17 protein-coding genes are annotated in these 12,879 nt (G+C 58.6%); 6 read left to right on the top strand and 11 right to left on the bottom strand.

The annotated features are described in order from the left end of the window. Positions 1–4: 4 nt before the first annotated feature. Positions 5–679, bottom strand: a complete 675-nt coding sequence (locus AAFN47_RS18130; RefSeq protein ID WP_499810658.1) for a tetratricopeptide repeat protein — start codon at positions 677–679, stop codon at positions 5–7. Positions 680–1,053: 374 nt separating this feature from the next. Beyond that, the gene (locus tag AAFN47_RS18125) at positions 1,054–1,632 is read right to left on the bottom strand and encodes an NnrU family protein (RefSeq protein ID WP_499810657.1); all 579 of its coding nucleotides are present in this window, start codon (positions 1,630–1,632) and stop codon (positions 1,054–1,056) included. Positions 1,633–1,733: 101 nt separating this feature from the next. On the opposite strand from AAFN47_RS18125, the gene AAFN47_RS18120 reads away from it, so the two are divergent. Both AAFN47_RS18120 and AAFN47_RS18115 read left to right on the top strand, forming a co-directional pair. Beyond that, a complete protein-coding gene (locus tag AAFN47_RS18120) occupies positions 1,734–2,072 on the top strand; it encodes a TraR/DksA family transcriptional regulator (RefSeq protein WP_499810656.1) in 339 nt (112 codons plus the stop codon). Positions 2,073–2,229: 157 nt separating this feature from the next. Beyond that, complete coding sequence (locus AAFN47_RS18115; protein ID WP_499810655.1) at positions 2,230–3,219, top strand: polysaccharide deacetylase family protein; 990 nt, start codon at positions 2,230–2,232, stop codon at positions 3,217–3,219. Positions 3,220–3,243: 24 nt separating this feature from the next. On the opposite strand, the gene sbmA is transcribed toward AAFN47_RS18115, so the two are convergent. The 3 genes from sbmA to AAFN47_RS18100 all read right to left on the bottom strand — a co-directional run bounded on the left by sbmA (position 3,244) and on the right by AAFN47_RS18100 (position 6,375). Further along, complete coding sequence (sbmA, locus tag AAFN47_RS18110; RefSeq protein WP_499810654.1) at positions 3,244–4,521, bottom strand: peptide antibiotic transporter SbmA; 1,278 nt, start codon at positions 4,519–4,521, stop codon at positions 3,244–3,246. Between the two features lie 86 nt (positions 4,522–4,607). Continuing rightward, entirely contained in the window at positions 4,608–5,810 is a 1,203-nt protein-coding gene (locus AAFN47_RS18105) for a YbfB/YjiJ family MFS transporter (protein ID WP_499810653.1), read from the bottom strand. 103 nt (positions 5,811–5,913) lie between these two features. Then, positions 5,914–6,375 (bottom strand): MarR family winged helix-turn-helix transcriptional regulator, encoded by a 462-nt coding sequence (locus tag AAFN47_RS18100; RefSeq protein ID WP_499810652.1) that lies wholly within the window; start codon positions 6,373–6,375, stop codon positions 5,914–5,916. 71 nt (positions 6,376–6,446) lie between these two features. Between AAFN47_RS18100 and AAFN47_RS18095 the strand changes: the two genes are divergently transcribed. Next, positions 6,447–6,593 (top strand): hypothetical protein, encoded by a 147-nt coding sequence (locus AAFN47_RS18095; protein WP_499810651.1) that lies wholly within the window; start codon positions 6,447–6,449, stop codon positions 6,591–6,593. Between the two features lie 83 nt (positions 6,594–6,676). Here AAFN47_RS18095 and AAFN47_RS18090 read toward each other — a convergent pair whose 3' ends face one another. Beyond that, positions 6,677–7,156, bottom strand: coding sequence for a PaaI family thioesterase (locus tag AAFN47_RS18090; RefSeq protein WP_499810650.1), 480 nt, complete (start codon positions 7,154–7,156; stop codon positions 6,677–6,679). A 126-nt stretch (positions 7,157–7,282) separates the two neighbouring features. Here AAFN47_RS18090 and AAFN47_RS18085 point away from each other — a divergent pair, with 126 nt between their 5' ends. After that, entirely contained in the window at positions 7,283–7,840 is a 558-nt protein-coding gene (locus AAFN47_RS18085) for a TetR/AcrR family transcriptional regulator (protein ID WP_499810649.1), read from the top strand. On the opposite strand, the gene AAFN47_RS18080 is transcribed toward AAFN47_RS18085, so the two are convergent. Then, positions 7,841–8,386, bottom strand: a complete 546-nt coding sequence (locus AAFN47_RS18080) for an NADPH-dependent FMN reductase (RefSeq protein WP_499810648.1) — start codon at positions 8,384–8,386, stop codon at positions 7,841–7,843. 126 nt (positions 8,387–8,512) lie between these two features. Between AAFN47_RS18080 and AAFN47_RS18075 the strand changes: the two genes are divergently transcribed. Further along, complete coding sequence (locus AAFN47_RS18075) at positions 8,513–8,971, top strand: DUF3237 domain-containing protein (protein ID WP_499810647.1); 459 nt, start codon at positions 8,513–8,515, stop codon at positions 8,969–8,971. A gap of 36 nt (positions 8,972–9,007) precedes the next feature. On the opposite strand, the gene AAFN47_RS18070 is transcribed toward AAFN47_RS18075, so the two are convergent. The 4 genes from AAFN47_RS18070 to AAFN47_RS18055 form a co-directional block, all read right to left on the bottom strand. After that, entirely contained in the window at positions 9,008–9,166 is a 159-nt protein-coding gene (locus tag AAFN47_RS18070; RefSeq protein ID WP_499810646.1) for a hypothetical protein, read from the bottom strand. A 123-nt stretch (positions 9,167–9,289) separates the two neighbouring features. Beyond that, positions 9,290–9,694 carry a YciI family protein gene (locus AAFN47_RS18065; RefSeq protein ID WP_499810645.1) on the bottom strand — a complete coding sequence of 135 codons (405 nt, stop codon included), beginning with the start codon at positions 9,692–9,694 and terminating at the stop codon, positions 9,290–9,292. Positions 9,695–9,721: 27 nt separating this feature from the next. After that, positions 9,722–10,867, bottom strand: a complete 1,146-nt coding sequence (locus AAFN47_RS18060) for a CaiB/BaiF CoA transferase family protein (protein ID WP_499810644.1) — start codon at positions 10,865–10,867, stop codon at positions 9,722–9,724. Between the two features lie 3 nt (positions 10,868–10,870). Further along, complete coding sequence (locus AAFN47_RS18055) at positions 10,871–11,692, bottom strand: citryl-CoA lyase (protein WP_499810643.1); 822 nt, start codon at positions 11,690–11,692, stop codon at positions 10,871–10,873. A 137-nt stretch (positions 11,693–11,829) separates the two neighbouring features. Here AAFN47_RS18055 and AAFN47_RS18050 point away from each other — a divergent pair, with 137 nt between their 5' ends. Beyond that, entirely contained in the window at positions 11,830–12,777 is a 948-nt protein-coding gene (locus AAFN47_RS18050) for an IclR family transcriptional regulator domain-containing protein (protein ID WP_499810642.1), read from the top strand. Positions 12,778–12,879 lie beyond the last annotated feature (102 nt).

Raw genomic sequence — 12,879 nt, 5'->3', positions numbered from 1 at the left:
TGCGTCAGGTCTGCTTTGTATCATGCCCGGCCGCGGCCATGACGTCGAGCATGACTTCGGCGCGTTGCCGGACATTTGACGGCGCATCCGTGTCGCCGACGATCAGGGAAAACCATTCGACGGCCTGGGAAAAATTGCCGTTCTTCCATGCTGAAAGCCCGAGCGCCTCGCGCGCGGAGTGCCGCATGGGGTTGTCGGCCCCGCTCAACACCTCGACCTGCGCCGACACGTCTTCATAAGAACCGTGGTCGACAAGCAGATAGGCCGCCCTTACGCGGGACACGTCGCGAATGGCTTTCGGAACGTCATTGTCGCGTCCGACGTCCACGAATTCGGCGATCGCGCCCAGATAATCTTCCTTGTCGGCCAGAACGGTCGCCGCGCGCATCCGGGCAAGCACGTCATAGGATCCGTAACCGTCGACCTCCAGTTCGCGAAGTACGCCGAGGGCTTCGTCCAGTTCGCCCTGGTCCGACAGTGTGATTGCTTCCAGAAAGCGATCTCCGGATTTCGAAGCCTCGCTTTTGCTCCAGTATTCGTAGCCGCGAAAACCGGCGGTCGCCAGCACGATCAAAATCGCAAGTCCAATCAGATATTTGCCAAACCGCTGCCAGATGCTCTTCATCCGGTCGGAACGGAGCTCTTCATCGACTTCGCGGAAAAAACTGTCGTCTGACATCTGCAATACCGGCGCGCCGGCCCTCAAATCTGTGCGATCCGCTCAAGCCGAGCGATCGGGTTAGCCGCGCCTTTTATCCGATTTTACCGCTGATGTAAGGGGGGCAAACGCAAATTGCGCGGCTAGTGGTCCGATTCCGACATTTGGATCCGGATGTGAATCGTTCTGCAGCAAATGTCGGAATCTACAGAACCACTAGCTGTATTATATTTCTGGTGGAGTTCTAAATTTGAATTTGAAAACGAGTTCGCGTCTTGCGGGACTCAAATGTCAAATTTACTCCACCAGTGTCCCGAGTCTGAAGTTCCTTCAAGAGGGTGCTGCAACAACGTGAGGAACTTCAAAATCGACCACACTATGTCGGCGTCGTTGTCTCAGGCGTGGACCGGAACGCCAATCAACCAGTAATGCAGTTTCCAAATAAACAGACCGTAGACGACCACACCGACGATGACGGCGATGACGTCATTGCGCACCGGGCCCGGTTCTGTCGGCTGCGTGATCCCGGCCTTCAACCGACGCTTTTCCGAAATCCGGTCCGCCACGGCCCAGATAAGGAAGGATCCAAAGAGCAGCAACGACGCAAGGTCGCCATTGGCCAAAAGATGCGCCAACGCCCAGATCTTCACCGAAAGCAGCATCGGGTGCTTCAGCGCCGGTTTCAGCTTTCCAGCCGGGACGGAGGAAACAGCAAGCGAAATGAAAGCGAACAGCATCAACAGTTCGGTGATGTAGCGCATCCAAAGCGGCGGATCGTAGACGATCGGTCCGTATCGCGCGATCGAGAAACCCCAGATAATGAGAATCAACCCGACAAGGGATATGAGCGTGTAGAGGCCTTTCCAGGCGTTGTCGCCGCGGCTTTCGATAAAACGCTGACGAAAGTCGGGGGCGAAAATCCGTACGGAATGCGCGCCCAGAAACAGTATAAGCCCTATGATGAGCCAGAACATGGTCTTCCCCTCTGCTTGCCGGCGTCTTGCACATAGCTGAACGGCCGGCTGGCGATCGTTCGCAACTTGCCCGAAGTTCGCGAACGACATAGCATTTAAAGATGGCGATTGACATCGACATTGCAAGACAGCGCCTTGCCGCACGAAAGGCTGAACTGGAAGAGATATCGGAGCTCTCTGAAGGCGCGCGCGCGACCGTCACGCTCGACCAGCAGGCGGTCGGTCGCCTGTCACGTATGGACTCCATGCAGCAGCAGGCGATGGCGCAGGCCCAGGAACGTCACAGACAGCGCGACCTGTTGCGGATCGAGATGGCGGAACGCCGGCTGAAAGACGGCGATTACGGCTATTGCGTGGAGTGCGATGCGGAGATCGTCGACGGGCGCCTCGCCATTGATCCGATGGCCGAAAAGTGCGTGCGCTGCGCCTCCGCCCGTTAGGTTCGCAGATGTGAGGAACGCGTCAATATCACGGTCCGCCCGTATTAAAACCAATGTGATTTTAACTTTGCCGCTGAAAGTTTTAGTGAATGTGTGAACCGCCCGAATCACGCTGATCGCGTGGCGCTCCCTTTCACGAGACGGATTTTACACTTCTATGATGCGCGTACCTGGTATTGTTCTCGGCGGCCTCCTCGCCGCATCCGTTCCACTCCAGGCAACCCCACACTCCGGCGACGATCCGAAGCAACTTGTCATCATTTCCTTCGACGGCGCGCATGACAACGCGCTGTGGGACAAGAGCCGGGCGATCGCGAAGAAATCCGGCGCGCATTTTACCTACTTCCTCTCCTGCACTTTTCTCATGACCCGCGATGACGGCAGGTCCTACCATCCGCCGCGCCAGCGCGCGGGAAAGTCGAATGTCGGCTTTGCGTCTTCGCATGAAGACGTGCGTCTACGCCTTGGCCATATCTGGAAGGCGCGCAAAGAGGGTCATGAAATCGCCAGCCACGGGTGCGGTCATTTCGATGGCAAGGACTGGAGCGAACGCGACTGGAACCAGGAGTTCGCGGCCTTCTCGCAGGCGCTTCGGGACGCCTGGGCGCGCAATGGCGACGGCGAAAGCGAGCCGGAAGGCTGGCGCGAATTCGCGAGCGAGGAGATAAAAGGCTTCCGGGCCCCCTACCTTTCCACCAATGGCGGTCTCTATTCCGCGCTCAACGCAAACGGCTTCGCCTATGACGCCAGCGGCGTGTCGCGCGGCCCGGTCATGCCCGGCAGAAACGGCGCGGTCACGACCTTCGATCTGCCGCTTATTCCCGAAGGCCCGGGAAACAGGCGCATCATCGCGATGGATTACAATCTCTTCGTGCGCCATTCCGGAGGCTTCGAGAACGCCAAAAACACCGAACAGTTCGAGGCGCGCAGCTACGCAGCTTTCCGTCGCGCCTTCGACGAACAGTATAATGGCGAGCGTCGCCCGCTGCAGATCGGCTTCCACTTCGTGGAAATGAACGGCGGCGCCTATTGGCGCGCGATGGAGCGTTTGGCCACGGAAACCTGCGCCCTGCCGGACGTCGCCTGCGTCACCTACAGCACGGCGATGCGCATGCTGCAGGAAAGCGCGGAGGATGGCGGGGCGTAGTCAAACCACGCCCCTTTGCACGTCCTATTGAGCAGGCTGCCCCGGAGCAAACTCGTCCGGCGCCAGATCGTCCGGTCCAATGACCGACTCAAACGCCATGAGCCGTTTGTGAACGGACATGAGTTCGACGATCGTCGACCAGGAATTGATCAGGAATTGAAAGGAGCTTTCTACCCGACCGAATGCGCGGATGATCTGCTGCATGACGCCGAGCGTAATGGCCCCGGAAATGATTGTTGGCCCCAATGCAATGTACGGGATCAGATTGCCGAATTGCAGATAGAATATCCTGACCAAATTAAAATATACGTAGTGGAAATAGAGCCTGAAATAGCTGTGTCTGACATTGTCGAACAGTTCTCTGACCGTCAACGGCTGCGCCCGATCCTCGTGGTCTTCCCCAAACACCAGTTCCTTTCGGTACGCCGCTTCCGTCAACTGAATATTGAATTGCAAGCCGGGAAGTTTGATTCCAGCTACTGCCACCAATGCAGTGCCGAAAACCGACCAGATGATCACGACGAAGACCAGACCTTGGCCGACTTCGCCGATTATCGGCAACTCCGTTACCTGGGCTGAAAGTCCCCACAAGAGTGGAAGGAATGCAATCAGGGTCATCAGTGAGTCGACAAAACTCAATCCCAATCCCTCGGTGATCGACGCAAATCGTTGTGTGTCTTCCTGCACACGCTGGGAGGCGCCCTCGATATGACGCAGTTTTGGCCAATGTCGCATGTAGTAGTCGTTCATGGCGTTGCGCCATCGAAACACGTAGTGGCTTACGAAAAAACGGAAGATGGTCGCTACGAAAACGTAGACCATTGCGATCTGCAGGAATGTGAAGATTGTCCAGTAATATTCCTCTCCGGTCACGGAGTTGGGCGCGCCCAATGCCTTCTGGATCAAATTATAGAAATCGCCGAACCACTCGTTGATCATCACGTCGAGCTGAACGAGGAACCAGTTGACGAAAATAATCACCGCCGAGCCAGCAACGGACCAGCGTTGCCACTTGTGCGGTGAATACCAGAACCAGAACCCGCAAAACAACAGAATTGTTATTATAAAGTACTGATAGAAATAGAAATTTTCCGCATAGATCTGCGCGCTCTTCAATGCTTCGGATATCTCGGCGTTGGGTTCAGTGGGAAGTTCCTGGAACCCCATTCCGAACAGGGGGCCTAGGCTAAGGCTGTCACCCAAGTCGCGGAATATGAAAAACCATGCGCAAACACACAACAACGACCATACCGCGAATGACGCGAAGTACAGCTTGGGTCTCGGAAAGAAAGATTTGAACACGGCTTGTTCTCTCGGTTAATGGCGACCGCCCCGGCCGGGGCGGCGATTGGTTGAACCCTGCGCTGTTCGGTAGCCAGGCGTTATGGTCATGTTCCGGTCCTGTACGCCCTGGTCAGCATCGCGAAAACTGCAGAGACGACAAGTGCAAACGCCGCCGCCAGACTGCCATGCACGAAACTTCCCGTGATATCGGCGAGATATCCCGCGATCAGCGGTCCGATGATTTGGCCAAGACCAAAAGCGGCGGTCATGACGGCGAACGCCCGGCGCGGCGCTTCCGGCGCAAAGATGCGGCCGATCTGCAGCCCGTAGGCGGTTATGGCGACGAATGTCGCGCCGAGCAGCGCTCCGCCGATTAAGGGGCCATATGGCGGCGGAACTACCACGCTCGCGGCGACTCCCACAGCCTCGACGAGGCATCCCGCGACAAATGTGGTGACGAGCCCCATATTCCGTCTGAAGGGCGCCCACAGGAACACCGACGGCATGGCGGCCAGTCCGGTGACAAGCCATACCGGGCCTTCGAGCCACGCGTGTTCAGGACCGCCGCGGACAATCGCAACCAGAAACGTCGCCGTCACGACATAGCCGATCCCGAACATGCCGTATGCGACGGTGATCATGGTGAAGGCCGGATTCCAGCGTAGCGGTGGTTCGCGCGCAGGCGCGCTCGCAGACGTTGCCGGCGCCGTGTGGAGAAGGCTGACCGCGATAACAGAACCCAACCCGGCTATGACGGCGGACACGTACCAGCCGGCGCGCCATTCGTGTTCCACACCGCTGAGGATGATCAGCAGTATGGCCGACATGGCAAGCCCGATGCCAACCCCCCCGAAATGCAGCGCCTGGAGTTCGTTGCGTCTCGCGACCTCGAGATGGCTGAAAAGGATCGTCGATCCGAACACCATCGCAAAGGCGCTGGCGACGCCGGCGAGGAAACGAACAATGCTCAGCGCCGCAAGTGAGGTGAATTGCGGCATGAGCGCCAGAAGCAGCGTCGTCGACGCCAGCGCCAGGATGAAGACCATGCGTTCGCGCGTGGACGCCCAGCCATAACCGGCGAGAATTGCGCCGACCAGATAACCGACATAATTCGCCGAAGCGATGGCGCCTGCCTGTGAAAATGACAGCCCCAGCCCTTCCATGAGGTCCGGCAACAGTGGCGTATAGACGAAGCGGCCAACGCCCATGGCGACCGCCATCGCCATCATGCCGCCAAGGGCAAGCATCAATGGCGATTGCGGGGAGAAGTGCGACGGCTGCGCCGGATCGCTGCTGGCGGCGTTCATGCCGCAGCTATTGCACCGTGAAACAACAGGCGCAAGCGCAAATACCTTACGATTTTGTCATATTACTTGCGATCTTGAGGAAGGCGCCTCGCGATCTTGCAGCTTAGTCCTGTAGCGCTTCGGTAATGCGGTCGATCGCAGCCAGAAGCCCTTCTCCGTCCGTCTGTGCGATCAGGGCGTCCACCTCTTCATGGGCGCCGCGCCAGATGGGCGCCGCCTTGTCGAGCAGTCCACTGCCCTCCTCTGTCAGTCGCAGCCTGCGGCTGCGCCTGTCGTCCGGATCCCGGCCTACCGCCACGAGACCGCGCCGCTCCAGCGCCTTGAGCGCGGCCGTCAGCGTCGTTCGATCCATTGCCAACAGCGATGCGACGGAGCCCATGGTTGGCGGCTCCGGCTGGTTGATGGCGTTCAGCAGCGAAAACTGGCCGTTGGTCAGACCGAGAGGCCGGAACGCCTCGTCGAAATGACGCGCGAGCACGCGCGCAACCCTCTGGGTTTTCAAACAAAGACAATGATCGCGTATATGACGCGTGGTTGCGTATTTTTCAAAATCCGATTTCGACATGCTCCATTTATGTTGATATCAACATTATAGTCAAGCCGTTCCGCCGGTCTGACTTGTCGAAGGAATTCTCCATGAACAGCCCTACGCCTCTCACCCCTGCAAAGGTGCTTGCGTCCCGCAACAAGAGCCGTTTTCCATACGAGAGCCAGGCCTATCGCGAGGCCCGCAACGCCTGCTGGCCGACGAGATCGAACTGCGGCGGCAATTCGAACGCGTAGCCGCAAAGCGGCGCGGTGACAACCGACTATCACTTTGTCGGCGCGGCCGCGATCCGAAACTGGAATATTGAGGGCTGCGCCAATCATCCCGCGCCCGCGCGCGGTTTAGCCTGGTTGAGATCGAACACAAGCAGCGTCGACGTAGCCGACGCGCAGAGCCGGCCTGATGCGTCTGTGAGTTTCGCTTCAGCAAATGCTGCCTTTCGCCCGAACGTTAAAACCTTGCCCTCTGCCCTGACCACGCCGCTCGCATCCGTCAGCGCCCGGTGATAGGCGATCTTGAGTTCCAGTGTCGTATAGCCCTGCTCCGGTGAAAGCATGGTGTGCACGGCGCAGCCGCAGGCGCTGTCGAGAAGCGTCGCGGCATATCCGCCGTGAACCGTTCCGATCGGATTGTAGACATTGCGTCCTGGCGCTCCTTCCATCACGACCTTACCCTTTTCAAGTTTGATCATGTCGAAGCCCATCGTTTTCGCGATCGGAGCAATCGAACCGGACTCGAACTGCGCGCGCAATTGTTCGAGCCCGTCGAGACGCTTTTCATTGTTTCTGATGATATCCATTGACCAAACCCCTTTAAATATTGCGCAACCGGAATTCATATATGATTATCATCATAGTTGATCATACATGACGAACATCATATTTAAAGTCAATCCTTGTCTCCATCACGTGGAAGGAAGACGATCATGCGTTACCCAGCCGGAGAGACCGCCGAAAAACATGAAAGAATTCTGGATGAAGCTGCGCGCCTGTTCCGAGAGCGTGGGTTCGCAGGCGCCGGCGTCGCGGACATCATGAAGGCGGCCGGGCTGACCCATGGCGCGTTCTATGCGCATTTCGACTCGAAAAACGAACTTGCGGTGGAGGCGATCGGCCGCGCTTTCGAACAGTCAGGCGCCGCCCTCGAACGAAAAATGGATCGTTCGCAGAATGCGCAATCAGCCTTTCTCGACGCGTATCTCAACGCGGCGCATCGCGATGCTCCCGGACGAGGCTGTGCAATGGCTGCGCTGGCGCCTGAGGTCGCGCGTGATCCGGCTGTCCGGGTTTCGTTCACGATCCATGTCAAGAACATGCTGTCGATGATGACGCGCCGTTTTGGCTGGAAGAGAAATGATCGAAAAAAGGCGATACACACGCTTTCGGCCGCAGTCGGCGCCCTGGCGCTGGCACGCGCCGTCGATGATCCGGAACTGTCGAATGAAATCCTGGAAAGCATACGCGACAGCCTCGGTTCGATTTGATTATTGGTCTAGCGACGCCGCAAAGCCTGTCACGAAATCCCGAAGTTTCTTGCGTGTGTCCTCGTCGGTCAGGTTGCCGTCATCGTCGAAGAGGGTTTTGGCGCGCGAGACCATCAATCGACCTTCCAGCCAGGGTTTCGTCCGCAGAGTCCGGAGCACCGGCAGCCAGTGGCTCTGGGAGAGGATCGTGCCGAAACTTCCCGGCGACGCACCGATCACCGCGACCGGCTTGCCCTTGAAATAGCCGAGGCCGTCACCGCGCGACATCCAGTCGATCGCGTTCTTGAACACGCCGGGCACCCCATTATTGTATTCAGGCGTCACCATCAGCAATCCGTCGGCGGCCTTCAGTTCGGCTTGCAGGGTCTCGACCGCTCCCGGCAGGCCGTTCGCCGATTCCTCGTCGGCGTCATAGAGCGGAACGCCGTGGATTGATCCTGCCTTGATCGTGACGCCGTCCGGCGCGACGTCAATGGCGGCGCGCAGCAGGCCGGCGTTGAAGGACGCACGGCGCAGGCTTCCCGACAGTCCTAAAATCGTCTTCATATTCTTGCCTCTCCTTTAGTGTCTTCAGTTTCATCATATCGGGTATCCTCCGATACGCGAGGCTCTTTCGCATTTGCGGATTCGCATGTTTACTGGAAATGAGGAAACGTCTGGAGGGACAGCAAGATGCAACAACCCGAACTGCGACATGTCTGCGAAATCGTGGCGAAACTCTCGACCCCGATCGAAAACGGAGAGGGGCCGGGCGGCCGGTGGCGAATCATCCCGATCATCGGCGGCGAAGTGCGCGGCGAACGGATTTCCGGACGAGTGCTCAATCTCGGCGCTGACTGGCAGACGGTCTTCGACGCCGGATACGCCGAACTCGACACGCGTTACGCCATCGAAACCCATGACGGTGCGCTGATCGACATTCGGAATTTCGGCTATCGGCACGGCCCGCCTGAAGTCTTGAAAAGACTGGCCGCTGGCGAGGAGGTCGATCCCTCCGAATACTACATGCGGACCTTGCCGCGCCTGAGCAGCGGCGACCCGCGTTACGCCTGGGTCAATCGCACCATCTTCATCGGGACCGGAGCGCGACAGGCCGACAGCGTCGTGATCCAGGTCTTCGAGGTGTTGTAGGGATCTCTCGCGCCGTCCACAATTCCAGGAACGATCTCACAACCGCGCAAGCGCGACGATCAAAAGCAGGTTAAGGATCAGGCATCCATACGGACCGTTCGGCCCCGTCAGCGACAGTTCGGCCAGGCTGCGCGGCGCGCCGGAGAGCGTCAGCATGCGGCTGCAAAAAGTCGCCGCGAGGATCAGGATAAGCACCGAAACGGTGGTCTGGCCGGATTGTAATTCCCCATTTCGGCCAGGATTTCGTCGGTCTTGGCGATCATGCCGGCAGTCATCAGTCCGAACAGAATTCTCGTTGGTTTATTCCCTATGAATTGTTCAGGCTAGCGTGAATTTTTGTGTCGAAAAATCGAGCCGCAACGACAGTGTCCCCTCGTTTATGAGCCAGGGCCTGACGCGAAAGCTGCGCGCCCCGCTGACATGCATCGGATCGCGCTCCGCGATAGCGATGGCGCCCTCCCTGGATTCGGCGCGGGCCACAACAAGTCCCTCGCCCTCCCAACTTTCCTCATCGTCGGTCCACAACGGACCGGCCGCAAACATGACGCCTTCGCACTCCAGCTCCACCTGGTGCTTCAGATGCTCTTCGATATTGGCGAATATCGGCCCAAGGCCGTCGACCGGGCTGACGAGAATCGCGAGAAGCTGCTTCTGCAGCATTGCGCCGCTTGCCGCCATCACGTCCTTCACCGGAACTGATTTTGGATTGTTGTCTGTGCTCATCTCTCTCCTCCCTCAAGATAAGCCGGATCAGCCGGTCTTCGTGCGTTTGAGCTCGCTCCGGATCTCCTCGCTGTGCTGATCGAGCGTCGGCGGCGGCAGGACATCCAGATCCGGCTCGTGATCAAAACTATAGGGTGCGCGCACGGTTTTGGAGTCACCCATTTCCGGATGGTGCGTGCTGACCGCCAGCTTCAGGTGTTTCGCCTGCGGATCTTCCAGCGCCTCGTCGGAATCATAGGCAGGCGAATGCGGCGCCTCGTGTGCGAGAAGCTTCTCGCACCAGGCGTCGCGCGAGTCGGACAGGAAGATGGGCGTGAAGACTTCAATCAGGTCGTCCTGGTGCTTGATGCGCTCCAGCCGCTCGGAAAAGCGGAGATCCGTCGCAAGCGCCTGCTGGCCGGTCGCTTCAAGCAGACCTTCCCAGAATTTCGTCGGCGAAGACATGTGGATGGCGATCCATTTTCCGTCGCTGCATTCGAAAGTGTAGCTTTGAGACACGACAGGACGCGACAGCGGCCCCATGATTTCGCCAACGGAATAATAGTGGGTGAAACTGTCGAGGTTGAAATGCGCCATGGCCTCGAGCATCGATATGTCGAGCCGCCGGCCTTTTCCGGTCTTCACGCGTTCATGTAAGGCCGCCATTATGCCAAGCGCCGCATACTGGCCCGTCACAGCGTCGGCGATCGCCGGTCCGATCACCCTCGGGTTGGCGGGCGGCGTCAGCAGTCGCAAATAGCCGCTGGCAGCCTGCGCGACGGTGTCGAAGGCGGGCCAATCGCGTGAGAGACCCGATTGACCGAAGCCGGAAATCGCACAATAGATCAATGGAGGATTGACCTTGCGCAGATCCTTTTCGCCAACGCCGAGCTTCTCGGCGACGCCAGGCCGGAAGTTCTGAATGAAGACATCGGCTCCCGCAACCAGGTCGAGAAAAGCCGCCATATCGTCGGCGTTCTTCGTATCGAGCGCAATCGACCGCTTGTTGCGGTTGTATGTCTGGTAATGCGGCGAATAGAGCCCGCCCTTGAAGGCGCGAAATGGATCGCCGGTTTCCGGCCGCTCGACTTTTATGACGTCGGCGCCGAGGTCGGCCAGATGCATCGCCGCTGCAGGACCTGTGATGTAGGTGCCGAGTTCAATGACCCGGATGTCCTTGAGGATCTTGACCATGGATTACCCCTGAGCCGATTTCTGCTCTTCCGGATCGCTGGTGCCGGGTCCGTCGTAAGTGATCGCAAGGTCCGCCTTGTGCGACATGATGAATCCGATCGGGCGCTGTGATTCCTCATAGAGATGCGCCGAAAGGCCCGCGGCGCGGGCAAGTAGCGGCACGGCTTTGAGCGCGTCGAGCGGCCAGCCGGCGTCGACGATGGTCGCGGGGATTGCGCCGGAAACATTGATCGGCAGTGGCCGCTCCATGATGTCCGGCGCATGTTTCGCCAACAAATACAATGTCTCGATATACTTGCCGCCAATGCCGAGGTCCTTCGCAATCTCGAGCAGGCGATTGGCGCGGGGATCGCCGGCGCTGTGCTGCGGGTGGCCGAGACCCGGAACCTTCTTGCGGGCTGCTTTCAGGCCCTTCAGACTCTCAATCGTCGCGGCCTCGAGGTCGACGCCGTCCTTTTCACCCGTCTCGATAATCTCGGCGAGATAGCGGCCGGCGATCTCGGAACTGCCGGCGACGACGCTACCCATACCCAGAAGTCCGGCGGCCATTGCGCCCTGCCAGGCTTCCGGCCCCGAAACAAGCGTCATTCTCGCCGCCTGAACGCTCGGCACGAGCCCGTGTTCGGCAATAGATACAAGGCATGCGTCCATCATGGAGCGCTGCTCACGGGTGGGGCGGGAGCCAAGAACAAGCAGCCAGAAGTAGTCAGTGAAGTCGATCTTGCCGATCAAATCATTGCAGAGATCCAGACCCCTTACCGTGATGCTGTCTGCATCGGAAGTTGCAATCGCTGTATATGACTGCTCTTGCTTGCCAATTCGCATACCATTTCTTATTTTCGCTTAGCGAATTTATTTACTCTTGCCGAAAATTTAGTGACCAATTAATCTATCGTCAAGTCACAATGAGCCAGTCGCCCTATGCGCATGCAAGTTGTGAGGGACGGAACCGGAGGAACCGCATGCAGGCCCGCCGCCAGAAACTGGACGTCGACGCCACGATCGTCGCCGAGGTCGCCTCGGGACATGGTGGACTGCGTGATATAACGTTGCCAGACGCGGCAATATCCGTACGAGGAGCAACGAACGTGAACGACACCACAATCGATCTGAAATCGGAGGAACGCCCGGCCGAATTCGTGGAAGGCCTGGCCAAGGGACTGGCGGTCCTTGAATCCTTCGACGCAACCCACCCCGAGATGACGCTTAGCGAAGTCGCACACCGGCTTGGCCTGTCGCCGGCCACCGCGCGACGCAGCCTTATTACCCTGCAGACGCTGGGATACGTTGGATTGAAAGAAAAGCGGTTTCATTTGAGGCCGAAGGTCATGACGCTTTCATCGGCCTTCTATTTCTCGGCGCGCATCGACGAGGTGATCCAGCCAAGCCTCAGGGAGCTTGTGGGCCGTTTCGGCGACGCGTCCTCGGTCGCCACACTCGATGGCGACGACGTCATCTATATCGCGCATTACAGCGTTCAGAGAGCCCGGCGCGCGGCAGCGGTCGTGGGCGCGCGTTACCCTGCCTGCGCCACTTCGCTCGGCCGCGTTCTGCTCGCTGGTCTTTCGGACAAAGCGCTCGACGGATACATCGCCAATGTCCGGCCACAGCCGCTGACATCCATGACCCTGACCGACACCGCGAAGTTGCGCGATGAAGTCCTCGCAGTCCGCGAAACCGGATATTCGACAACCGTCGACCAGCTTGACTACGGTATCACGGCGTTGGCCGTGCCGATCAGAGATCTCAATGGCAGGACGATCGCCGCGCTCAACACCTCAGGATACACCGGCAAGGTGACGCCGGAATCGCTCGTCAGCGAGCGCCTGCCGGAATTGCGCGAGACGGCGTCCTACATCGCCCATGAAATAAGCCGCTATCCCGTACTTCAATCGATCATAAGAAGCTGACTGTCACACGGATACAGTGAGGAACACCATGTGCAGAATATGCGATGCAGAGAAACCGGACCTGCCCAGCACAACGCGGCGGCGCAGGAAGCAACAGCCAAA

The sequence above is a fragment of the Hoeflea sp. CAU 1731 genome (assembly GCF_039888615.1).
Lineage (GTDB): Bacteria > Pseudomonadota > Alphaproteobacteria > Rhizobiales > Rhizobiaceae > Flavimaribacter.
The sequence above is the reverse complement of the archived record's forward strand: the minus strand, read 5'-3'. Positions and strand labels throughout refer to the sequence as shown.